Origin of the sequence: Cupriavidus sp. 2KB_3 (assembly GCF_052115685.1) — a bacterium.
In the GTDB taxonomy this organism is placed as follows: Bacteria; Pseudomonadota; Gammaproteobacteria; order Burkholderiales; family Burkholderiaceae; genus Cupriavidus; species Cupriavidus campinensis.
On the sequence record NZ_JBFRHD010000010.1, the window covers coordinates 30,987 to 52,957 of the forward strand.

General features: G+C 63.4%; 19 protein-coding genes. 14 read left to right on the top strand and 5 right to left on the bottom strand.

Features of this window, described 5'->3' with window-relative positions:
* The first annotated feature begins 97 nt into the window (after window positions 1-97).
* The 6 genes from purN (at window position 98) to nadC (ending at window position 7,130) form a co-directional block, all read left to right on the top strand.
* Window positions 98-757, top strand: a complete 660-nt coding sequence (purN, locus tag AB4120_RS12630; RefSeq protein WP_149135254.1) for a phosphoribosylglycinamide formyltransferase — start codon at window positions 98-100, stop codon at window positions 755-757.
* Window positions 754-2,157, top strand: coding sequence for an RsmB/NOP family class I SAM-dependent RNA methyltransferase (locus AB4120_RS12635; protein ID WP_149135255.1), 1,404 nt, complete (start codon window positions 754-756; stop codon window positions 2,155-2,157). Before purN ends, AB4120_RS12635 begins: the two co-directional genes overlap by 4 nt.
* A gap of 12 nt (window positions 2,158-2,169) precedes the next feature.
* The gene (locus AB4120_RS12640) at window positions 2,170-3,483 is read left to right on the top strand and encodes a mechanosensitive ion channel domain-containing protein (RefSeq protein WP_149135256.1); all 1,314 of its coding nucleotides are present in this window, start codon (window positions 2,170-2,172) and stop codon (window positions 3,481-3,483) included.
* 302 nt (window positions 3,484-3,785) lie between these two features.
* Window positions 3,786-4,976: a DesA family fatty acid desaturase gene (locus AB4120_RS12645; protein WP_149135257.1), complete on the top strand. Its 1,191-nt coding sequence runs from the start codon at window positions 3,786-3,788 to the stop codon at window positions 4,974-4,976.
* A gap of 139 nt (window positions 4,977-5,115) precedes the next feature.
* Window positions 5,116-6,270 (top strand): quinolinate synthase NadA, encoded by a 1,155-nt coding sequence (gene nadA / locus AB4120_RS12650; protein ID WP_441642314.1) that lies wholly within the window; start codon window positions 5,116-5,118, stop codon window positions 6,268-6,270.
* Window positions 6,267-7,130 carry a carboxylating nicotinate-nucleotide diphosphorylase gene (gene nadC / locus AB4120_RS12655; protein ID WP_149135259.1) on the top strand — a complete coding sequence of 288 codons (864 nt, stop codon included), beginning with the start codon at window positions 6,267-6,269 and terminating at the stop codon, window positions 7,128-7,130. The genes nadA and nadC overlap by 4 nt, the downstream gene beginning before the upstream one ends.
* Before the next feature lie 76 nt (window positions 7,131-7,206).
* Here the strand turns inward: nadC and nadB are convergent, their stop codons facing one another.
* The 4 genes from nadB to radC all read right to left on the bottom strand — a co-directional run bounded on the left by nadB (window position 7,207) and on the right by radC (window position 10,319).
* A complete protein-coding gene (gene nadB, locus AB4120_RS12660) occupies window positions 7,207-8,826 on the bottom strand; it encodes an L-aspartate oxidase (RefSeq protein ID WP_441642315.1) in 1,620 nt (539 codons plus the stop codon).
* Between the two features lie 178 nt (window positions 8,827-9,004).
* A complete protein-coding gene (gene rpmG / locus AB4120_RS12665) occupies window positions 9,005-9,175 on the bottom strand; it encodes a 50S ribosomal protein L33 (protein WP_008644909.1) in 171 nt (56 codons plus the stop codon).
* Window positions 9,176-9,188: 13 nt separating this feature from the next.
* Window positions 9,189-9,422, bottom strand: coding sequence for a 50S ribosomal protein L28 (gene rpmB / locus AB4120_RS12670; RefSeq protein ID WP_006575661.1), 234 nt, complete (start codon window positions 9,420-9,422; stop codon window positions 9,189-9,191).
* Window positions 9,423-9,626: 204 nt separating this feature from the next.
* Window positions 9,627-10,319 carry a RadC family protein gene (gene radC, locus AB4120_RS12675; protein ID WP_149137461.1) on the bottom strand — a complete coding sequence of 231 codons (693 nt, stop codon included), beginning with the start codon at window positions 10,317-10,319 and terminating at the stop codon, window positions 9,627-9,629.
* A gap of 1,222 nt (window positions 10,320-11,541) precedes the next feature.
* Between radC and ltrA the strand changes: the two genes are divergently transcribed.
* The 8 genes from ltrA (at window position 11,542) to AB4120_RS12715 (ending at window position 20,554) form a co-directional block, all read left to right on the top strand.
* Complete coding sequence (gene ltrA, locus AB4120_RS12680; RefSeq protein ID WP_441642316.1) at window positions 11,542-13,245, top strand: group II intron reverse transcriptase/maturase; 1,704 nt, start codon at window positions 11,542-11,544, stop codon at window positions 13,243-13,245.
* Between the two features lie 109 nt (window positions 13,246-13,354).
* Window positions 13,355-13,846, top strand: a complete 492-nt coding sequence (locus AB4120_RS12685; protein WP_092300942.1) for an FKBP-type peptidyl-prolyl cis-trans isomerase — start codon at window positions 13,355-13,357, stop codon at window positions 13,844-13,846.
* Window positions 13,847-13,872: 26 nt separating this feature from the next.
* Entirely contained in the window at window positions 13,873-14,838 is a 966-nt protein-coding gene (ispH, locus tag AB4120_RS12690) for a 4-hydroxy-3-methylbut-2-enyl diphosphate reductase (RefSeq protein ID WP_186296833.1), read from the top strand.
* A 667-nt stretch (window positions 14,839-15,505) separates the two neighbouring features.
* Window positions 15,506-16,708 carry a branched-chain amino acid ABC transporter substrate-binding protein gene (locus AB4120_RS12695; protein WP_149135261.1) on the top strand — a complete coding sequence of 401 codons (1,203 nt, stop codon included), beginning with the start codon at window positions 15,506-15,508 and terminating at the stop codon, window positions 16,706-16,708.
* A gap of 218 nt (window positions 16,709-16,926) precedes the next feature.
* On the top strand, window positions 16,927-17,862 hold the full coding sequence (locus AB4120_RS12700) for a branched-chain amino acid ABC transporter permease (protein WP_144197841.1): 936 nt from the start codon (window positions 16,927-16,929) through the stop codon (window positions 17,860-17,862).
* A gap of 13 nt (window positions 17,863-17,875) precedes the next feature.
* On the top strand, window positions 17,876-19,030 hold the full coding sequence (locus tag AB4120_RS12705) for an ABC transporter permease subunit (RefSeq protein WP_441642317.1): 1,155 nt from the start codon (window positions 17,876-17,878) through the stop codon (window positions 19,028-19,030).
* Window positions 19,031-19,043: 13 nt separating this feature from the next.
* The gene (locus AB4120_RS12710; RefSeq protein ID WP_144197843.1) at window positions 19,044-19,820 is read left to right on the top strand and encodes an ABC transporter ATP-binding protein; all 777 of its coding nucleotides are present in this window, start codon (window positions 19,044-19,046) and stop codon (window positions 19,818-19,820) included.
* A 17-nt stretch (window positions 19,821-19,837) separates the two neighbouring features.
* Window positions 19,838-20,554: an ABC transporter ATP-binding protein gene (locus AB4120_RS12715; RefSeq protein ID WP_092300924.1), complete on the top strand. Its 717-nt coding sequence runs from the start codon at window positions 19,838-19,840 to the stop codon at window positions 20,552-20,554.
* Window positions 20,555-20,632: 78 nt separating this feature from the next.
* Here the strand turns inward: AB4120_RS12715 and AB4120_RS12720 are convergent, their stop codons facing one another.
* Window positions 20,633-21,820, bottom strand: coding sequence for an acetylornithine transaminase (locus tag AB4120_RS12720; RefSeq protein WP_149135263.1), 1,188 nt, complete (start codon window positions 21,818-21,820; stop codon window positions 20,633-20,635).
* Window positions 21,821-21,971: the final 151 nt, after the last annotated feature.

Sequence of the window (21,971 nt, forward strand, 5' to 3'; positions counted from 1 at the left end):
ACCGCGCGCCCGCGCCGGAGGTCGGTTTCGCGTGAATTAAGTACCTAATGTGCTCGCTTTGCAAGCGTTTGGACGACAGCTTGGTAGAATCGCGCCGATGAAAAATATTGTGATCCTGATTTCCGGGCGTGGCAGCAACATGGAAGCCATCGTCCGGGCCTGTGCCGCCGAGCAGTGGCCGGGGCGCGTGGCGGCGGTGCTGTCGAATCGTCCCGACGCCAGCGGTCTGGCGTTTGCGGCGGAACACGGCATTGCCACGGGCGTGGTGGACCACAAGCAGTACCCCGATCGTGCTGGTTTCGACGCGGCGATGCGCGATGCCATCGATGCGCACCAGCCCGATCTCGTTGTGCTGGCAGGCTTCATGCGCATTCTGACGCCAGAGTTCGTGGAGCATTACGCGGGCCGCATGCTGAATATCCACCCGTCGCTGCTGCCCAGTTTCCCGGGCCTCCATACCCATCGCCAAGCCCTCGAGGCCGGCGTCAAGTTTCACGGGGCGACGGTCCATTTCGTCACTCCGGAGCTCGATCATGGTCCGATCGTGCTGCAAGCAGCACTCGATGTTCTGCCTGGCGACACTCCGGAGTCGCTCGCCACGCGTTTGCTCGACTGCGAGCATGTGATGTATCCCCGCGCCGTCCGCTGGTTTGTGGAAGACCGTCTGCAGGTACGCGACGGCGTGGTTCAAGTTCAACCGGCCGAACCCCAGTGGTTGCTGGCCCTCTCCGCTCCGGCGGCAGGCATCTCTCAATGAGTCGTAATCCCGCAACACCTCAGGACAACCGCCAGCGTTCGCGCAGCAGCAAAGGCAAGGGCAGCCCCATCCGCAAGGCCGCCACGCCGCGCCCGCAAGGGGTGGATGGCGCACATGGGCGCTCGGGTAGCGGTCTGCAGGCGTTCCACCTGCAACACATCGAGCGGCTGCTGGGCAAGGTGCTGCTGTTCGCGCGTCCGGCCGACGCCGTGGTCAGCTACTACTTCCGCGAAAACGCGAAACTCGGCCATCGGGATCGCGGCATCATCGCCGAAGCGATCTACGCAGTGTTGCGCCGACGCGTCGAATTCGGCCAATTCGCCGAAAGCGGTACCGGTGCGGCCACCCGCCGGCTGGGCCTGCTCGGCCTCGCCGCAACGCTGGGCCGCGATGTCCTGAGCCCGTTCCTCTACCCGGACGAAGCCGAGTGGCTGGACCGGCTGACGACGATCGAGCGCTCCAGCCTCTCGCCGCGCGTGCGCGCCAACCTGCCGGAATGGCTCTACGACGACCTCGTCGCGCGCCATGGCGAAGCCTTCACCACTGCCCTCGGCGATGCGTGGCTGCGCCCCGCGCCACTGGACCTGCGCGTGAATACGGCAAAGATCTCCCGCGAAGAGGCCCTGGCCGAGCTGGAAACGGCTGGTATCGCCGCCGAAGTCGCCCCGATGTCGCCCGCCGGCATCCGCCTCAAGGGCAAGCCCGCACTGAACCAGTTGCCGCTGTTTATCAACGGCGGCGTGGAGGTGCAGGACGAAGGCAGCCAGCTGCTGTGCTACCTCGTGGCGCCCAAGCGTGGCGAAATGGTTGTGGACTTCTGCGCGGGCGCGGGCGGCAAGACGCTCGCGCTGGGCGCCGCCATGCGCTCGACCGGCCGGCTTTACGCCTTCGACGTCTCCGAGAAACGGCTGGCCAACCTGAAGCCGCGCCTGGCGCGCAGCGGGCTGTCGAACGTGCATCCGGTGCTGATCGATTCCGAACGCGACGCCAAGATCAAGCGTCTGGCCGGCAAGATTGACCGCGTGCTGGTGGACGCGCCTTGCAGCGGCCTGGGCACCCTGCGCCGCAACCCCGACCTGAAGTGGCGCCAGTCGCCAGAGTCTGTGCTTGAGTTGACGGCCAAGCAGTCGGCCATCCTCGATTCGGCTGCCCGGCTGGTGAAGGGTGGTGGACGTGTTGTGTACGCCACGTGCAGCGTGCTCCAAGCCGAAAACGAGGCGATCATCCGCGATTTCTTGGCAACCCACGAGAATTTCCGTCTGGTGCCCGTAGCCGAGGTGCTGGCCGAGCAGAAGATCGAAGTGCCGGAATTGCCGGCAGAAGGCGGCATGTTGGCGCTGTATCCGCACATCCATCAGACCGATGGCTTCTTTGCGGCGGTGCTGGAACGTACCCGATAAGCCCCGGTTTCCATGGAGCATTCTGGATTTGGCAAGATGCTGGACGACCTGCTCCGCGATGCGGGCGGGCCGGGCTTCTTCTGGCAGTTGGGGGTCCTGGCTGCCTGCCTGCTGGTGGCATGGCCGCTTGCGCGCCATGTGACCGGACGGCTGGAAGCGCGCTACGAATCGTCGAGTTTCTCGCTCAGGCTGGCCGCCGTCAGCCTTGAGCGGGCGATGTTTCCGCTGATTGGCTGGTTGCTGGTCCTGACGGCGCGCTTCGCGCTGGCGCCGTTCCTGTCAATCAGCGTGCTGCGGCTAGCGCTGGTGCCGCTGTTCGGTATCAGCTCGCTTTATGTCGGCTTCTACATCCTGCGGCGCGTATTGTCGGGCAACGGGCAGTTGCACGGCATGCTGGTGCTGGTGGAGAAGGTGCTCACCACGGTGGTCTGGCTCGGCATGGCGCTGTATGTGCTGGGCGTGCTGTCCGACGTGATGGCGTGGATGCATGCGGTGCGCTTCTCGATTGGTGGCAAGCACGACGTCAGCCTGGCCAGCACACTGATGGGCGTGGTCTGGATTCTGCTGACCGTGCTCGCGGCGATGTGGTTCGGCTCCTGGCTCGAGGAGCGGCTGATGCGCGCGCCGAGCCTGGATTCGAACCTCAAGGTGGTGCTCACGCGCATCGCCAAGGCGCTGCTGCTGCTGGTGTCGCTGCTGCTGAGCCTGTCGCTGGTCGGCATCGACCTGACCGTGCTGTCGGTCTTCGGCGGCGCGCTGGGTGTGGGCCTCGGCCTGGGTCTGCAGAAGATCGCCAGCAACTACATCTCGGGCTTCATCATCCTGCTGGACCGCTCGGTCAAGCTCGGCGACCAGATCACGGTGGACAAGTACACCGGAATCGTCTCGCAGATCCGCACCCGCTACACCGTGGTCCGCAATGGCGATGGCGAGACGCTTGTGCCGAATGAGCAACTTGTCGCCCAATCGGTGCAGAACCATTCGTTTTCGGGCACCAATGTGCGCGTGGCGACACGCGTGCAGGCTGACTACGCCGCCGACCCCGAAACCGTGATCACCCTGCTCCAGGATTGCGTGCGCGGCCTGCCGCGCGTGCTGCCCGAGCCGGCCCCGGCAGCCTTTCTCGTCATGTTCGCGGACAGTGGCATCGAATACGAGGTGGCGGTCAACATCGCCGACCCGCAAAACGGCAAGCTCGGCGTGCAATCGGCGATGAATCGTGCCATTTGGCGCACTTTCCGCGAGCATGGCATCTCGATTCCGTATCCGCAGCGGGAAATGCGTGTCCTGGCGGCGAATGCGGCGTCCGCGCCACCCCTTGCATGAAAGGGGAACGAAAGCCACGGGGGCTACTCAAAGTCGGGGAAAAAGCGGATGTTCGAGTCGCGCCGATCCGGTAGAATACCGGGTTGACGCGCGCCTGCAGAGCAAGCCGCAGCCCCACATCAGACAGCCGCCAGATTGCAGCGGCTCGTGCCTTCGCCCGGCTCCCATACTGTCTCGACAGGTTGCGCCAGGCGCCAGTAATAATCGCAATCGCCTGATTTCGCAGTCTTTTTTCTGCGCGTTCGCCGCGCCGCACCATCGTGCCGCGCTGCAAGACCTTCGATTCACAGACGGAGAACAGTTTGTTCGACTCAATTCTTGACTGGGCCGCCAACGGCCTTGCCAACTGGTCCTGGTGGGAGATCGTGATCTACACCCTCGTGGTGACGCACATCACGATCGCCGGCGTGACCATTTTCCTGCACCGCTGCATGGCGCACCGGTCGCTGGATCTGCACCCTATTGCGCAACACTTCTTCCGCTTCTGGCTGTGGCTGACGACGGGCATGGTGACCAAGGAATGGACCGCCATCCACCGCAAGCACCACGCCAAGTGCGAGACCGAGGACGATCCGCACAGCCCGCAGACCCGCGGCATCCGCAAGGTGCTGCTGGAAGGCGCGGAGCTGTATCGCGCGGAAGCCAAGAACAAGGAAACCATCACCAAGTTCGGCCATGGCACGCCTGACGACTGGGTCGAGCGCAACGTGTACTCGCGCTTCGCCTGGCAGGGCGTTGGCCTGATGCTGATCATCGACGTGGCGCTGTTCGGCGTGATCGGCCTGTCGGTCTGGGCCGTGCAGATGCTCTGGATCCCGATCCACGCGGCCGGCATCATCAACGGCCTGGGCCACTGGTGGGGCTATCGCAACTACGATTGCGAGGATGCTTCGACCAACGTGTCGCCGTGGGGCTTCATCATTGGCGGCGAAGAGCTGCACAACAACCACCACACGTACCCGACGTCAGCCAAGTTCTCGATCAAGTGGTACGAGATCGATGTCGGCTGGTGGTACATCCGCGCGATGCAGTCCGTGGGGCTGGCCAAGGTCAAGAAGACCCCGCCCAAGGCCCGTCTGGTGGATGCCCGCCCGGTGGACCACAACACGCTGGAAGCGATCATCGCCAACCGCTACGACGTCATGGCGCGCTACGCCAAGGCCGTGAAGAGCGCGTACAACGAGGAACTGGAGAAGCTGAAGGAAGGCCGCGCGGCCGACTACAGCCACTTCGAGCTTGCCCGCAAGTGGTTCCATCGCGAGGAAGGCAAGCTGGCCGCGCCGCAGCGCCAGCAACTGGCCAGCATCGTCGAGCAGAACAAGGCGCTGCATACCTTCGTGGAAATGCGCCGCGAGCTCGCCGCAATCTGGGGCCGTTCGAGCCTCACGCGCGAACAGCTGCTCCAGCAACTGCAGGCGTGGTGCCATCGCGCCGAAGCCAGCGGTATCCAGGCCCTGCAAGAGTTTTCGCTGCGCCTGCGCCGGTACGCCTGATACAATTCTCGTCGCGCCCGCATGGTAAAAGCCCCGCCCCTGGCGGGGCTTTTCTTTTCGCTACACTCCCCCATGTCCAGGTCAGACCGCGTGCTTCCAAGCGCGGCGGCCCACGGGTGCCCCGAGGAGTACTGCTGAGATGACCCCACAAACGATCAAGGCCGTCGAGTTCGAGAAACCGAACCTGACGGATACCGAAAGCGCAGCCGGCGGCAGTTGCGTGGCTCATGCCTGGGCCAAAGTGCCGCCCGCGCTGACCCGCGACGAGCGCCAGGCGCTCAAGGCCCGCATCCGCAAGCTGCTCAAGGAGCGCAACGCGGTGCTCGTGGCGCACTATTACGTCGATGCCGACCTGCAGGACCTGGCCGAGGAAACCGGTGGCTGCGTGTCGGATTCGCTGGAAATGGCGCGCTTCGGCCGCGATCATGCCGCCCAGACGCTGGTCGTGGCCGGCGTGCGCTTCATGGGCGAGACCGCCAAGATCCTGAGCCCCGAGAAGACCATCCTGATGCCGGACCTGGACGCTACATGCTCCCTGGACCTCGGCTGCCCGGCGGACGAATTCTCGGCATTCTGCGATGCTCACCCGGATCGCACGGTGGTGGTCTATGCCAATACCAGTGCGGCCGTGAAGGCCCGTGCGGACTGGATGGTGACGTCCAGCATCGGCCTGAAAATCGTCGAACATCTACACGCGCGCGGCGAAAAAATTCTCTGGGCGCCGGACAAGCACCTCGGCAGCTACATCCAGAAGGAGACCGGTGCCGACATGCTGCTGTGGCAGGGCTCCTGCCTGGTGCATGACGAGTTCAAGGGCATCGAACTGGACCTGCTGCGCAAGGACTATCCGAACGCCAAGATCCTGGTGCACCCCGAATCGCCGGCCAATGTGGTGGCGCAGGCGGACGTGGTGGGTTCCACGAGCCAGCTGATTGCGGCGGCCCAGCACCTCGACGCCAACGAATTCATCGTGGCCACTGACAACGGCATCCTGCACAAGATGCGGATGGCCGCGCCGGGCAAGCATTTCATCGAGGCCCCCACGGCCGGCAACAGCGCCACCTGCAAGAGCTGCGCGCATTGCCCGTGGATGGCCATGAATGCACTGACGAATCTGGCCGAAGTGCTGGAAACGGGGCGCAACGAGATCCATGTGGACCCGATCATCGGCCAGCGCGCTGTTACCTGCATCGAGCGGATGCTCGACTTTGCCGCACAGCAGAAGGCCAATGTGCGCCCGGCCAGCGATCTGGCCCAGGCGGGCGCGCTGTTCCAGGGAGTGGGCCCGGCATGACCGTGAGTTCCGTGTTCGAGAGTTATGGCCCGGCGCTGCAAGCGGCGCTGGCGGCCAACGTACAGGCTGCAATTGCCGAGGATGTGGGCAGCGGCGACCTGACGGGCCTGCTGATTCCGGCCGACAAGCCCGTGCGGGCGCGCGTGATCGTGCGTGAGAGCGCGGTGCTGTGCGGCCAGCCCTGGTTCGACGCATGCATGGCGGCCGTCGACGCGCGGCTTCAGGTGCGTTGGCTCAAGGAAGAAGGCGCGCGGATGGCACCCGATGACGTGGTGTGCGAGATCGCCGGTCCGGCGCGCGCGCTGCTGACGGCGGAGCGCCCATCGCTGAACTTCCTGCAACTGCTGTCCGGCGTGGCCACGGCCACCCGGCGCTATGCGGATTTGATTGCCGGCACGCGGGCCCGCGTGCTCGACACCCGCAAGACGCTGCCGGGCCTGCGCCTGGCGCAGAAGTACGCGGTGCGCATCGGCGGCGGCGAGAACCAGCGGCTCGCGCTCTATGACGGCATCCTGATCAAGGAAAACCATATCGCGGCGGCGGGCAGCATCACAGCGGCCATGCAGGCCGCGCTGGCGCTGGGCACGGACGCTTCGGTGCAGATCGAGGTGGAATCGATCGCCGAACTGGAAGAGGCGCTGGCTGCCGGCGCCAAATCGGTCCTGATCGACAACTTTACGGTGCCGATGATGCGTGAAGCGGTGGAGATCAACCGTGGGCGGGCGCTGCTGGAGGTGTCGGGCGGAGTCAATGCCGAGTCGATCCGGGAATTCGCCGAGACAGGCGTGGACCGGATCTCGGTGGGCGCGCTGACCAAGGATGTGCGCGCGACCGACTATTCGCTGCGGATCGTCGGATAACGCCTGCCAAGATCGGCAAAGCGTGCAGCGAGGAAGCAAGGGAGGGGGCCGTATCGGCCCCTTTTTCACGTCTGCTTTACGACTTTTCCTTGTGGCGTCGATGCTGCGCCGCGCGGCCCAGCAGCGGCTGGAGCACGGTCGGCAGCGCCTTGGGCAGGGTATCGGGATAGTCGCGGCTGAAGTGGAGGCCCCGGCTTTCGTGACGCGAGTACGCGCTGTCGACGATCAGCGAGGCCACTTCGACCAGATTGCGCAGTTCCAGCAGGTCGCGCGTCACGCGGAAGTTGGCGTAATACTCAGCAATTTCCTCGCGCAACAGGCCAATCCGGTGCTGGGCGCGCTCCAGGCGCTTGTCCGTGCGGACGATGCCCACGTAATTCCACATCATGCGGCGCAGTTCGTCCCAGTTGTGGGACACCACCACTTCCTCGTCCGCATCGGCCACGCGGCTGGCGTCCCAGGCTGGCAGCCGGATGTCCGGTGCACCGGCCTTGTCCTGCCGGGCGATGTCTTCGGCGGCCGCGCGCCCGATCACCATGCATTCGAGCAGCGAATTGGAGGCCAGCCGGTTCGCGCCGTGCAGGCCGGTGCAGGCGGTCTCGCCCACGGCATAGAGGTTCGACAGGTCCGTGCGGCCCGCTGTGTCAGTCACCACGCCGCCGCACGTGTAGTGGGCGGCCGGCACCACGGGAATCGGCTCGCGGGTGATATCGATGCCCAACTCCAGGCAACGTGCGTAGATCGTCGGGAAATGTTCCTTCAGGAACGCTTCCGGCTGGTGCGTGATGTCGAGGTAGACGCAGTCGAGGCCGCGCTTCTTCATCTCGAAGTCGATAGCCCGTGCCACCACGTCGCGCGGTGCCAGTTCGGCGCGCGGGTCATGGTCCGGCATGAAGCGGGTACCGTCGGGCAGCTTCAGCAGGCCGCCTTCGCCACGTACCGCCTCGGAAATCAGGAACGACTTGGCGTAGGGGTGGTAGAGGCAGGTCGGATGGAACTGGATGAATTCCATGTTCGACACCCGGCAGCCGGCGCGCCACGCCATGGCAATGCCGTCGCCGGTCGCGGTGTCCGGGTTGGTCGTATAGAGATAGACCTTGCCCGCGCCGCCGGCGGCCAGCACCGTGTGGGTGGCCGTGATCGTGCGCACGGCGCCCGTGGTGTCATCGAGCACATAGAGGCCGTAGCAGCGGTTGCCCGGCAGGCCGAGCTTGGCGGCCGTGATCAGGTCGATCGCGAAATGGTCTTCGATGATCGTGATGTTCGGGTGCTGCCGCGCCTGCTCGGTCAGTGTAGTGACCACGGCATGGCCCGTGGCGTCCGCCGCGTGGATGATGCGGCGGCGGCTGTGGCCGCCTTCACGCGTCAGGTGGAAGCCCAGTTCGGCCTGCGCGTCGCGCGTGAAGGGCACGCCTCGGTCGATGAGCCACTGGATGGCTTCGCGCCCGTGCTCCACGATGAAGCGTGTTGCCCCTTCGTCGCACAGGCCGGCGCCGGCAACCAGCGTGTCTTGCGTGTGCTCGTCGTGGCTGTCGCCGGAGTCGAGCACTGCGGCGATGCCGCCCTGGGCCCAGTCGCTGGCGCCCTGGGTCATGGCGCGCTTGCTGAGGATAACAACCCGGTGGCTATCGGCCAGTTCCAGCGCGACGGTGAGGCCGGCCAGCCCGCTGCCGACGATCGCGACGTCGAAGTTCATGGTGCAGGTCGCGCGGAGCGAATGCGCGTCAGGGAAAGCGGGAAAGTGTACACCCGCATACGGGTTCGCGGATGTCGCAGCCCTTATGGCGCAAGGGTTTGCGGCCAATAAAAGTGGGCAACAAAAAACCCCGCGAAGCGAAGTGCTCGGCGGGGTTCTTCATTGGAGACCGGATCAATTACTTGATCTTGGTTTCCTTGTAAGGCACGTGCTTACGGGCGACGGGATCGAACTTCGAGATCTCCATCTTTTCCGGCATGGTGCGCTTGTTCTTGGTGGTCGTGTAGAAATGACCCGTACCTGCGGTCGATTCCAGCTTGATCTTGTCGCGTCCGCCTTTGCTGGCCATGTTGTACTCCTATTTAGACTTCGCCACGTGCGCGCAGGTCGGCGAGCACGGAGTCGATGCCTTTCTTGTCGATCAGGCGCAGGCCGGCGTTCGAGACGCGCAGGCTCACCCAGCGGTTTTCCGATTCAACGAAGAAGCGGCGGTTCTGCAGGTTGGGCAGAAAACGGCGCTTGGTCTTGTTGTTTGCGTGGGAAACGTTGTTGCCGACCATCGGCGCTTTCCCGGTCACTTGACAGACGCGTGCCATGAAGCACTCCTAAATCTTATTCGTGGACAATGTTCGCAACAGATCAACAAAAGGCGCGCGGGCCCGGACTGCAGCGGATTGAGACTTCAGCAAAACGAACATTATAGACCGGAAACGACTGGCGAATCAACGCCTTCCGCGCTGAGGGGAAGACTAAGTGTTGTGCCGCAGGCTTGCCGTGCTGCCGGGATCACGTGGACGCGCTCACGTGGGCGGGACGGCGGGCAGCCGGTCATGTTCGGCGAACGAGTAGATTTCGCTGCCGGCCACAATGTAATGGTCCAGCAGCCCGATGTCCAGCACGGCGAGCGCCCGCGCGAGGTGCCGTGTGGTGGAAAGGTCAGCGAGGCTGGGTTCCGGGGGGCCGTGTGGGTGGTTGTGCGCGACGATGATATAGGCGGCGTTGTACGAAAGCGCTTCGCGCGCCACTTCTCGCGGGTAGACCGTGACCCCGCCCAGTGATCCGCGCCCGAGCTCCACATTGGCGAGCAGGCGGTACGTACTATCCAGATAGAGGGCGATGAAGACCTCGTGCGGCAGGCGCGACAGCGTCAGCCGCAGGTAGGCACGGACGGCGCGCTCGGAATCCAGGCTGCGCGGGGCCTTGAGCGTCTCGGCCAGCGCGCGCCGGGTCAGCTCCGGCACCACGCGCAGCTGGGCCTGCTTGGCGGCGCCCATGCCCTTGATCGTGGCGAGGGCATCAGTATCGGCGGCGAACAGCCGCGTCAGCGAGCCAAAGCGCACCAGCAGCTCCCGGGCGAGGTCCACGGCGCTCTTGCCGGGGCTTCCCACGCGTAGGAAAACAGCGAGTAATTCCGCGTCGGACAATGCTCCCGGGCCGCCTAGCGCCAGCTTTTCTCGGGGACGCTCCTGGGCGGGCCAGCGGGGAATTGGCATCATCGACATCGAATCGTCTCCAGAAATTGCCACACTGTCAGTCATGCCGGCTGCGACGGAGGCCGGCGCCGGACGGGCCAGTCGAATACAATACGGGTTGTTGGTGCGACACGCACTCTCGTGTCCGGGCAGCTCCAACGTAAGGAGCATCGACCTTGTCGGGACAAGGGGAGGGCCTCGGCCTGAACCGTCCAATCCTGACCATTACTTGCTTTGACAAGCCCAGCCGTAAGGCTGGGGGAGTCCATGATGGTGTGAAGAAGGCCAGCGTATCGGCTAACTTTGCAGCTTGCTTTCTGCTGGATGGATTTCCAGCCATTGCCCAAAGGCGGGGACGCTCGCCTTTGGGCGAGTTCTCGTTAGGCGCTCCTCTTCGGGGGGGGCGGGTGGCCGCGATGCAGTCTGATCGCTCGAGCACCACATATCGTTCTTTGGGACGGAGGCATACGCTCGCAAGAGTCCGCCGCCGTCAGGCGCCTGCTGTCACAGGGGCACGTGAAGTAAGAAGTGAGGTCCCGGAGCGGAAGCTCTGCGCGCTATGGTTCGGTCAGATACACCCGTGAGGGTGCTCCGATAGAGAACCTGCTATGCGGCTAGCAGTAGCCTAGGGAGACATGCGTTACTGGCAACGGTGGGGTATGAAGCTCTCCTGACAATGTAGCCCCCGTAAGGGTGTCACTTGGCCGTGAGGACGAGTGGCAGAGACTCCGAGCAGCAATGGGGTTGAGGAGCTAGGCTGGCTGGTATGGGTAACGTAAGTGAACTGCTGATAAACGTCGTGAGTATTGCGGTGCCAAAGCTGCTGATAGGCACTAACCAAAACGGTATTTGGTCGGTTGCTCCGCTCAACATTCGGGGCACGTCGTCACTGGACCATCGGCGAATAGGCAGACCCTAACCCGGTCTTGTAACGCGCAGGGAACGTGGTAAGCCCGTATGGCTGCCGGAGCGCAGTAAGGGCTCAGGCAGGCGGACCGCAAGGAACGCTGTTGGCTGTGCGGGTATGGGAGGTTGGAGAAAGCGAATGCCGGGTTGTAATGATCCGGATAGGGGTTGAGACATCACCCCACGCGAAAGCGGGCAGACTTCCAACTGGTCTTTCGTCGCAAGACGGCTGACTAAACTCGCTTGTTTAAATTTTCTTCCCATGAGGGGCAACTGTCCCTCATGGGGCATGTTGTCTCTCGATCGTTGGGGAAGATCCTCAAGACTGGAGAGCAGCATGGAAGCATTTCTCCGTAAGGACGAATCTGCGCTCTCCGGCGTACCGCAACGGTGGGGCGACATCAATTGGCGCCGCGTCGAACGGAACGTTCGGGCAATGCAGATTCGAATTGCGAAGGCGACACAGGAATGTGACTGGCGCAGGGTGAAAGCTCTGCAACGGTCGCTGACCCGCTCGTTCTCTGCCAAGGCATCGGCAGTAAAACGGGTGACCGAGAACCAAGGTAAGCGAACGGCAGGCGTCGATCGCGAACTGTGGGACTCGCCTGAAGTCCGATGGGCAGCCATTGGGCGGTTGAAGCGCCGGGGGTATAGACCTTTGCCATCACGGAGGGTCTTCATTCCCAAAGCCAACGGAAGAGAACGCCCTCTGGGTATTCCCACTATGTTGGATAGAGCCATGCAGGCGCTGTATCTGCTGGCGCTGGAACCGGTTTCCGAAGCAACGAGCGATCCGAACTCCTACGGGTTCCGGGTCAATCGTTCAACTGCGGACGCCATGTCACAGCTATTCGTCAACCTGTCTAGGAAGGCTTCGGCTCAATGGATATTGGAGGCGGATATCAAAGGGTGTTTTGACCATATCAGTCACGATTGGCTGGTGCGTAATGTCCCAATGGACAAAGCAATCCTACGAAAGTGGCTGAAGGCTGGCGTTGTATTCCAGGGCCAGTTTCAGGCGACTGAGGCCGGAACGCCGCAAGGGGGGATCATTTCCCCCACGCTGGCAAACGTGGCGCTGAACGGGTTGGAGCGGCAGCTAGAGGACTTCTTCGTGAGGTCCCGCGGCGTCGCCAACACGCGGAAGTTGAAGGTAAACGTTGTGCGTTATGCGGACGACTTTGTGATCACCGGCAGTGAGCCGGGGGTGTTAGAGCACGAAGTGAAGCCGTGGATAGAAGAGTTCCTTGCAGTTAGGGGCCTGTCGCTCTCCACGGAGAAAACGCGGATCGTCAACATAGCCGACGGCTTTGACTTCCTTGGGTGGAATTTCCGAAAGTACTCGGGGACGCTACTCATTAAACCGAGCAAGAAGAACGTGCAAGCGTTCTACCGCAAGGTGAAGGAGGTGATCAGCGCAAACAAGACGGTGAAGCAGTCCGAGCTTATACGGCTGCTAAACCCGATGCTGCGGGGTTGGGCGCAGTACCACCGACCCGTAGTTGCGAAGGCGGCGTTTTCGCGTCAAGAGCACGATATTTTCCGCGCGCTCTGGCGTTGGTCGAAGCGAAGGCATCCGGGCAAGAAAGCCGATTGGGTACGGAGGAAGTACTACTCCACAGTCGGACAACGAACTTGGGTGTTTGGCACCACGGTAGTGAAAGGCGTCGACAGCAAGGTATGGACGGAGTTGTACTCGCTTGCGGGTACGCCCATTCAACGACATCGGAAAATCCGAGGGGACTACAACCCCTTCGACCCAGCGCAGGAACTGTATGGGGAGACATTGCGACAAGAGCGTTTGCTGGAAAGCATGGCGCACAAGAAGCAGTGGATCAAACTCTACATGTCGCAGCGGGGCCTTTGCGCGTTGTGTCAGTGCAAGATGACCAAAGAGACGGGGTGGCATGACCATCACATTGAGTACCGCACTCGTGGCGGCTCAAACGCTCTAGGAAATCGCGTGCTGCTGCATCCAAACTGTCACGTCCAAGTACACAGCCTAGGTCTCTCTGTTGAGAAGCCGGTACCATACGGTTGATGGTATTTTGAGTAGGCTTGAGCCGTATGCGGGGAAACTCGCACGTACGGTTCTTAGGGGGGGATGGGTCAGCAATGACCTGTCCCTACCCTACACCGGTTGATCACCCATGAATTTGCAAACTTTTGCGTCGGAAGCGGAAGGCGGCGGCGCGGCCGCCCGCAAGACAGTCCTGGCGGACTCCTTCCTGACCCTCCACTACAGTATCTCCCTCGAGAACGGCACCGAAGTCGTGAGCACGTTCGAGGAAAAACCCGCCACGCTGCTGCTTGGCCAGGGCCAGCTCGCGCCCAATCTCGAGGCGGCGCTGCTCGGCATGCCCGAGGGCCAGCGCATGACTTACCGCCTGGCGCCGGAGCATGCCTTCGGCCCGCGCAACCCCGAACTGCTGCAATGGGTCTCGCTGGCTACGCTGCGCGAGAACAGCTCGTTCGAGGAAGATTATTCGCCCGGCGACCTCGTTGAATTCAATGCACCGAACGGCGGCAAGTACGCTGGTGTGCTGAAGGAATTCGGCGAGACCGCCGCGCTGTTCGACTTCAACCACCCGCTGGCCGGACAGACCATCCTGTTCGATGTCCAATTGATCGGAATTCTCTGATGTCAGCCGTTGTGACGGACCCCAGCATGCCCGAGCTCACCCTCCCCATCGACGCCGAGATCCTGATGGCGCAGCCGCGCGGCTTCTGCGCCGGCGTGGACCGCGCGATCGAGATCGTCGAACGCGCGCTGGCGCTGTTCGGCGCGCCGATCTACGTGCGCCACGAGATTGTCCACAACGCCTACGTGGTGGCAGATCTGCGCAACAAGGGCGCGGTGTTCGTCGACGAACTGGACGAAGTGCCACCCGGTTCCACCGTGATCTTCAGCGCGCACGGCGTGTCGAAGGAAGTGCGCGCGGACGCCACCGCGCGTGGCCTCACCGTGTTCGACGCCACCTGCCCGCTGGTGACCAAGGTGCACGTCGAGGTGGGCAAGATGCGCGCCGAAGGCTGCGAGATCATCATGATCGGCCACAAGGGGCATCCCGAGGTGGAAGGCACGATGGGCCAGGCCGAGCGGGGCATGCTGCTGGTGGAGTCGGTAGAGGACGTCAACCGTCTGGCCGTGTCCGACCCGTCGCAGCTGGCCTACGTCACGCAGACCACGCTGTCGGTGGACGAGACCGCCGAGATCGTGGCGGCGCTGAAGGCGCGCTTCCCGGATATCCGCGAACCCAAGAAGCAGGACATCTGCTATGCCACGCAGAACCGCCAGGACGCTGTGAAGTTCATGGCGCCGCAGGTGGAGGTGGTGATCGTGGTGGGCAGCCCGAACAGCTCCAACTCGAACCGCCTGCGCGAACTGGCGGACCGCCTCGGCGTGCCAGCCTACATGGTCGACGATCCTGACCAGCTCAAGCCGGAATGGGTGGCGGGCAAGCGCCGGATCGGCCTGACCGCGGGGGCCTCGGCGCCCGAAGCACTGGCCCAGGCCATTGTCGAGCGCCTGCGCACGTTTGGCGTGCGCAATGTGCGTGCGCTGGAAGGCGTGGAGGAGAACATGTCCTTCCCGCTGCCGCGCGGCCTCGCCAGCGTGTCCGTGCAGTCCTGATCCCGCCTGTTACCGTCTGATTGCCGGACATCGACCTGAAGCGGGTCGGTGTCCGCGCCCGCCGTCCCCCCCGCCTTCTCTTCCTTCCCGTTTTTCGCTGCTCCGCCATCGCACCGCGCTGGTGCGCCTCTGTGCGCCGCCATTTTCGTCGCGACGTGCGCTGCCGCACTATCGTCGACATTTAAGAGTTTGCAAACCCATGCCCCGCGCCATAATGCCGCAATACGTGTCTTAACACCCAGACAATATCAGGGTAATCCCCGATGATGGGGTTTTCCCTATTATGGTGCGGCGCTACATTCTGCACATTAGAGTGGCCGCCCGATATTTGAAATGAAATACCTAATTAATACCTGGCCATTATATGTGGCGCGGCGCAGGCTTATGACGTGGCGCAAGCGCCTCCGGAGAGACTCGGGCACGATTCTTGTAAGCACGGGGGACAGGTCTGCCAAATGGGCGGAGATTGCCCCAATCTGTGCATTGGGGAAATTCCCTAGCGCAATTGGTGGGTAAATGGTTCAGGTTGTTGCGTCGCGTATTGCATCCGCGGAGAAAGGGGATACAATGCGCGCGTTTCAAATTGAAACTAAACAAAGGGCGGTCCAGGGAATACGTCCGGGAGGCGTAGTATTTCCCTGTTTTTGTGAATCCTAGGAGATCACTCATGCAATTCACGTTTGCCAAGATTCTGCCGATCGCGGCCGCTGTGGCGCTGGTCGCTGCATGTGGCAAGAAAGAAGAAAAGCCGGCTGATGCGGCAGCATCGGCACCTGCCGCGGCGGCGCCGGCTGCAGGTGGAGGTGAAACCATCGTCAAGATCGGTCACGCGGCTCCGCTGACGGGCGGCATTGCCCACCTTGGCAAGGACAACGAGAACGGCGCGCGCATGGCCGTGGAGGAAGTGAACAAGACCGGTCTGGAAATCGGCGGCAAGAAGATCAAGCTCGAACTGGTGGGCGAAGATGACGCCGCCGATCCGAAGACCGGCACCGCCGTGGCCCAGAAGCTGGTGGACGCCAAGGTCGTCGCCGTGGTGGGTCACCTGAACTCGGGCGTGTCGATCCCGGCCTCGAAGATCTACAGCGATGCCGGCATCGTGCAGATCTCGCCGTCGTCGACCAACCCCGACTACACCAAGCAAGGCTTCAAGACCACGTACCGCGTGGTGGCCACCGACGCCCAGCAGGGTCCGGCACTGGCCAACTACGCCGCCAAGAGCCTCGGCGCCAAGAGCGTGGCCATCGTCGACGATGCCACCGCCTACGGCAAGGGTCTGGCCGACGAGTTCGAGAAGACCGCCAAGGCTTCGGGCGTGAACGTGGTGGCACGTGAAGCCACCAACGACAAGGCCACGGACTTCAAGGCCATTCTGACCAAGATCAAGGGCAAGAAGCCGGACGTGATCATGTACGGCGGCATGGATGCCACCGGCGGTCCGTTCGCCAAGCAGGCCAAGGAACTGGGCATCACCTCGAAGATCGTGGGTGGCGACGGCGTGTGTACCGACAAGGTGGCCGAGCTGGCCGGCGATGCCGTGACCAACATCATCTGCTCGGAAGCTGGTCTGGCCCTGTCGAAGATGGAAGCCGGCGACGACTTCCAGAAGCGCTACCAGGCCCGTTTCAACGCCCCGGTGCAGATCTACGCACCGTTCACGTATGACGCCGTGATGGTGATTGTCGATGCCATGAAGCGCGCCAACTCGTCCGAGCCGGCCGCCATCCTGGCCGAAATGCCCAAGACGAACTACAAGGGCGTGATCGGCAACATCGCCTTCGACGAGAAGGGCGACATGAAGGAAGGCACCATCACGCTGTACGAGTACAAGGACAAGAAGAAGTCCGTCCTCGACGTCGTGAAGATGTAATTCCGGGCTTACCGGCCCATCCGAACGGCACCGTGAGTATTTTGCGGTGCCGTTCTTTTTAGTCTCGCCAACGGTTGACAGCATCCTTACCATGGATGGAACAGGGCGGGCAGCACACCAGCAACTCATCACCTCTCTACCCGAACCATCCAACATTACCGTCCCACCCACGGCATCCACACCATGCCGCGCGGCGCGGGGCTGAAGCAGGAGTTTTCATGGATATCTTTATCCAGCAGATCGTGAACGGTCTGGTGCTCGGCAGCATCTATGCGCTGATCGCACTGGGCTACACCATGGTCTACGGCATTCTGGGCATCATCAATTTCGCGCACGGTGACGTGCTGATGATTGGCGCGCTGACCGCGTTGTCGGCCATCATGGGGCTGCAGAAGTTCGCCCCCGGCCTGCCCGAGTGGCTGACGCTGGTGATCGCCACGCTGATCGCCATGCCGGTCTGTGCAGTACTGTCCTTTTCGATCGAGCGGATTGCCTACCGGCCGCTGCGCAATGCGCCGCGCCTGGCCCCGCTGATCACCGCCATCGGTGTCTCCATCATCCTCCAGACGATGGGCATGCTGATCTGGTCGCGCAACCCGCTGACCTTCCCGCAGCTGCTGCCCTCGAGCCCGATCGACATCGGTTCCACGGGTGCCACCATCACTGGCAAGGAAATCGTCATCATCGGCATGGCCGTGATGGTGATGGCCGGCCTGCTGGCCCTGGTCAACCGCACCAAGCTCGGCCGCGCCATGCGCGCCACCGCCGAGAACCAGAAGGTGGCGGGCCTGATGGGCGTGAACCCCAACTTCGTGATTTCGGCCACGTTCATGATCGGCGCCGCCCTGGCAGCGCTGGCGGGCGTGATGATGGCCACCAACTACGGCAACGCGCACTTCTACATGGGCTTCATCCCCGGGCTGAAGGCGTTCACTGCCGCAGTGCTGGGCGGCATCGGCAACCTGGCCGGCGCAATGGTGGGCGGCATGCTGCTGGGCCTGATCGAGGCACTGGGCGCCGGCTACATCGGCGACCTGACCAACGGGGTGTTCGGCTCGAATTACCAGGACGTGTTCGCGTTCATCGTGCTGATTACCGTACTTGTGTTCCGTCCGTCCGGCATCATGGGCGAACGCGTGGCCGACCGCGCCTGAGGAGAGCGAATCCATGAATACCCCGATTCCATCCACGGCTGTCGCGGCACCGTCCCGCGTGCCGGCCAAGACGCTGGCGGCCCTGCTGGGCTTCCTCGTCGTGGCGCTGTGCGCGCCATTCTTCGTCCAGACCTTCGGCGGCAACTACTGGGTGCGCGTGCTCGACTTCGCGCTGCTCTACATCATGCTGGCGCTGGGCCTGAACATCGTGGTCGGCTTTGCCGGCCTGCTGGACCTGGGCTACATCGCGTTCTACGCGGTGGGCGCCTACCTGATGGCGCTGCTCGGTTCGCCGCACCTGGCCAACCAGTTCGAATGGATCCAGCAGCTGTTCCCGAACGGGCTGCATCTGTCGATGTGGTTTGTGCTGCCGATTGCACTTGGGGTGGCGGCGCTGTTCGGCGTCATGCTGGGCGCGCCAACCCTCAAGCTACGCGGCGACTACCTGGCCATCGTGACGCTGGGCTTCGGCGAGATCGTTCGTATCTTCATGAACAACCTGGACCGTCCGATCAACATCACCAACGGCCCCAAGGGCATCACGGCGGTAGACCCGGTGCACATCTTTGGCTTCGATTTCTCGAAATCCCACGAGATCTTCGGGCTGAAGTTCACGCCGGTGTTCATGTACTACTACCTGCTGGTGTTCCTGGTCATCGTGATCGTGTTCATCTGCCTGCGCCTGCAGAACTCGCGTATCGGCCGCGCATGGGTAGCGATTCGTGAAGACGAGATCGCCGCCAAGGCGATGGGCATCAACACCCGCAACGTGAAGCTGCTGGCCTTTGCCATGGGCGCCTCGTTTGGCGGCGTGTCGGGTGCAGTATTCGGCGCATTCCAGGGCTTTGTCTCGCCCGAATCGTTCACGCTGTGGGAATCGATCTACATCCTGGCCATCGTGGTGCTGGGCGGCATGGGCCATATCCCGGGCGTGATCCTGGGCGGCATCCTGCTGGTGGGCTTCCAGGAACTGCTGCGCGTGGTGGCGGAGCCGATGCAGACCGGCCTGTTCGGCCATGTCATCGTCGATGCCGAGGTGCTGCGCCAGCTGATGTTCGGTCTGGCACTGGTGGGGGTGATGCTGTATCGCCCGGCCGGCCTGTGGCCGTCGCCGCGCAAGGAAGACCGTCCGGTGGTGCGCCGGGCGGGCAGCGTTGGCCGTTTCTGACCAGGAGGACATCATGAGCAACAACGAAATCCTCCTGTCCGTACAGGGGGTCAACAAGCGCTTCGGCGGCCTGCAGGCCCTGTCCGACGTGGGCCTGCAGATCCGCAAGGGCGAGATCTACGGCCTGATCGGCCCCAACGGCGCCGGCAAGACCACGTTCTTCAACGTCATCACCGGCCTGTACACACCCGATTCGGGCGAGTTCATGCTCGGCGGCAGCGCCTACCAGCCCACCGCCGTGCATGAGGTGGCCAGGACTGGCATCGCCCGCACGTTCCAGAACATCCGCCTGTTCGGCGAGATGACCGCGCTGGAGAACGTGATGGTGGGCCGCCACGTGCGGACCAAGGCTGGCGTGTTCGGCGCGATTTTCCGTCCGCCTTCGGTGCGGCGCGAGGAAGAGGGCATCGAGGACATGGCCCACGACCTGCTGGACTACGTCGGCATCGGCAAGTACGCCAACTTCACCGCGCGCAACCTCTCCTACGGCCACCAGCGCCGCCTGGAGATTGCCCGCGCGCTGGCCACCGAGCCCAAGCTGCTGGCGCTGGACGAGCCCGCGGCCGGCATGAACGCCACCGAGAAGGTGGAGCTGCGCGGTCTGCTCGACAAGATCCGCAACGACGGCCGCACCATCCTGCTGATCGAGCACGATGTGAAGCTGGTGATGGGCCTGTGCAACCAGATGACCGTGCTGGACTACGGCAAGGTCATCGCCCAGGGCCTGCCGCAAGACGTGCAGAACAATCCCGCGGTGATCGAGGCTTACCTCGGCGCATCGGCACACTAAGGCGGGAGAGACGCGCAATGAAACAGACAGTACTGAAGATTTCCGGCCTGAAGGTGGCCTACGGCGGCATCCAGGCCGTCAAGGGCGTGGATCTGGACATCCACGACGGCGAGCTGGTGACGCTGATCGGCGCCAACGGCGCGGGCAAGACCACCACCATGAAGGCCATCACCGGCCTGCAGGGCTGGGCCGGCGGCGACGTGGAGTACATGGGCAAGTCCATCAAGGGCGTGCCCAGCTACACGCTGCTGAAGCAGGGTTTGGCGATGGTGCCGGAAGGCCGCGGCGTGTTCGCGCGCATGACCATCACCGAGAACCTGCAGATGGGCGCGTACACGCGCAACGATGACGCGGGCATCAAGCGCGACATCGACCGCATGTTCGAGACCTTCCCGCGCCTGAAGGAGCGGGCGGACCAGCTGGCCGGCACCATGTCCGGCGGCGAGCAGCAGATGCTGGCCATGGCGCGCGCGCTGATGAGCCAGCCCAAGCTGCTGCTGCTGGACGAGCCGTCGATGGGTCTCTCGCCGATCATGGTCGAGAAGATCTTCGAGGTGGTGCGCACGGTGTCCGCGCAGGGCGTGACCGTGCTGCTGGTGGAGCAGAACGCGCGCCTGGCGCTGCAGGCTGCCCACCGCGGCTACGTGATGGAGTCCGGCCTGATCACCATGAGCGGCGACGCCAAGCAGATGCTGGACGACCCCAAGGTGCGGGCGGCCTACCTGGGCGAGTAATCGCCCGACAGGTTCCCGGCAGGCAAAAAGCCTCGCGATTCGCATCGCGAGGCTTTTTTTCATCGTAGAAACTTCAAATCAGGCCAGCTTCTTCAACAGCGTGCGCAGCATGCCGATCATCTGGTCGATCTCGGCGCGCGTCACGTTCAGCGCCGGCATGAAGCGCAGCAGGCCCGGACGCGGGGCGTTCAGCAGCAGGCCTTCCGGCGCCATTTCGCGCGCTTCTTCCACGATCTGCGCACCGATCTCCTTGTTCAGCACCAGGGCGCGCAGCAGGCCCTCGCCACGCTCGCCGCCCAGGCCGAACTCGTCCGACAGCGCCAGCAGTTGCTCGCGCAGATACTGTCCCTTCGCCTTCACGTCGTCCAGGAAGCCCGGCGCGGTCAGCTGGGCAATCACGCTGCTGCCCACGGCCGTCATCAGCGGGTTGCCGTTGTAAGTGCCGCCCTGGTCGCCGGCCTCGAAGCTGGCCACCTCGGCCTTGCAGAGCAGGGCGGAGAGCGGCACGCCGCCGCCGATGCCCTTGCCCAGCGTCATGATGTCCGGCTCCACGCCCGACAGCTCGTAGGCGAACAGCGTGCCGCAGCGGCCGCAGCCGGTCTGCACTTCATCGACGATGAACAGCAGCTTGTGCTTGTCCGCCAGCGCGCGCAGGCCCTGCATGAACTCGCGCGTGGCGGGAATCACGCCGCCTTCGCCCTGCACCGGCTCCAGCATGATGCCGACGGTCTTGTCGGTGATCAGGGCCTCCACCGAGGCCAGGTTGTTCAGCTCCGCCTTCGGGAAGCCCGGCACCTGCGGCGCGAAGATGGTGTCCCAGCCGGCCTTGCCCGACGCGCTCATGGTGGCCAGCGTGCGGCCATGGAAGCTGTGGTCCATGGTGATGATCTCGTACGCGCCGTTCTTGTGCTTGCGCCCCCATTTGCGCGCCAGCTTGATGGCGCCTTCGTTGGCCTCGGCGCCGCTGTTGGCGAAGAAGACCTTGTCGAAGCAGCTGTTGTCGGTGAGCTGCTTGGAGAGCACCAGCATCGGCTCGTTGTAGAAGGCCGGGCTCGGGTTCAGCAGCTTGCGGGCCTGCTTTTCCAGCGCCTCGATCATGCCTTCGTTCGAATGGCCCAGGCTGTTCACCGCCCAGCCCTGCACGAAGTCCAGGTATCGCTTGCCGTTGTGGTCCGTCAGCCAGGAACCCTTGCCTTCGGTGAAGATCAGCTCGGGGCGGTTGGTGATGTACATCAGGGATTGGACGGGAAAATCGGCAAATGCCATGGCGGACTCCTGGGTTCGGCGAGTAAGGGGTGAGAGGATCAGACCGGCAAAAACAAAAAGCCACGGGGGTTGCCCGTGGCTTGTTGACCTGAACAGATACGATGGACGGTCAGCCGCGAGGCACCCTGGGAGGGAGCGACGTACGTGCGCG

What these genes read in the sequence shown, in the direction of transcription:
- nadA (WP_441642314.1), top strand. Translation starts at nt 5,116, where the DNA reads ATGACCCCACAAACGATCAAGGCCGTCGAGTTCGAGAAACCGAACCTG.
- radC (WP_149137461.1), bottom strand. Translation starts at nt 10,319, where the DNA reads ATGCCAATTCCCCGCTGGCCCGCCCAGGAGCGTCCCCGAGAAAAGCTG.
- ltrA (WP_441642316.1), top strand. Translation starts at nt 11,542, where the DNA reads ATGGAAGCATTTCTCCGTAAGGACGAATCTGCGCTCTCCGGCGTACCG.
- rpmB (WP_006575661.1), bottom strand. Translation starts at nt 9,422, where the DNA reads ATGGCACGCGTCTGTCAAGTGACCGGGAAAGCGCCGATGGTCGGCAAC.
- AB4120_RS12635 (WP_149135255.1), top strand. Translation starts at nt 754, where the DNA reads ATGAGTCGTAATCCCGCAACACCTCAGGACAACCGCCAGCGTTCGCGC.
- AB4120_RS12695 (WP_149135261.1), top strand. Translation starts at nt 15,506, where the DNA reads ATGCAATTCACGTTTGCCAAGATTCTGCCGATCGCGGCCGCTGTGGCG.
- nadC (WP_149135259.1), top strand. Translation starts at nt 6,267, where the DNA reads ATGACCGTGAGTTCCGTGTTCGAGAGTTATGGCCCGGCGCTGCAAGCG.
- rpmG (WP_008644909.1), bottom strand. Translation starts at nt 9,175, where the DNA reads ATGGCCAGCAAAGGCGGACGCGACAAGATCAAGCTGGAATCGACCGCA.
- ispH (WP_186296833.1), top strand. Translation starts at nt 13,873, where the DNA reads ATGCCCGAGCTCACCCTCCCCATCGACGCCGAGATCCTGATGGCGCAG.
- AB4120_RS12720 (WP_149135263.1), bottom strand. Translation starts at nt 21,820, where the DNA reads ATGGCATTTGCCGATTTTCCCGTCCAATCCCTGATGTACATCACCAAC.
- AB4120_RS12700 (WP_144197841.1), top strand. Translation starts at nt 16,927, where the DNA reads ATGGATATCTTTATCCAGCAGATCGTGAACGGTCTGGTGCTCGGCAGC.
- AB4120_RS12640 (WP_149135256.1), top strand. Translation starts at nt 2,170, where the DNA reads ATGGAGCATTCTGGATTTGGCAAGATGCTGGACGACCTGCTCCGCGAT.
- AB4120_RS12705 (WP_441642317.1), top strand. Translation starts at nt 17,876, where the DNA reads ATGAATACCCCGATTCCATCCACGGCTGTCGCGGCACCGTCCCGCGTG.
- AB4120_RS12685 (WP_092300942.1), top strand. Translation starts at nt 13,355, where the DNA reads ATGAATTTGCAAACTTTTGCGTCGGAAGCGGAAGGCGGCGGCGCGGCC.
- nadB (WP_441642315.1), bottom strand. Translation starts at nt 8,826, where the DNA reads ATGAACTTCGACGTCGCGATCGTCGGCAGCGGGCTGGCCGGCCTCACC.
- AB4120_RS12715 (WP_092300924.1), top strand. Translation starts at nt 19,838, where the DNA reads ATGAAACAGACAGTACTGAAGATTTCCGGCCTGAAGGTGGCCTACGGC.
- purN (WP_149135254.1), top strand. Translation starts at nt 98, where the DNA reads ATGAAAAATATTGTGATCCTGATTTCCGGGCGTGGCAGCAACATGGAA.
- AB4120_RS12710 (WP_144197843.1), top strand. Translation starts at nt 19,044, where the DNA reads ATGAGCAACAACGAAATCCTCCTGTCCGTACAGGGGGTCAACAAGCGC.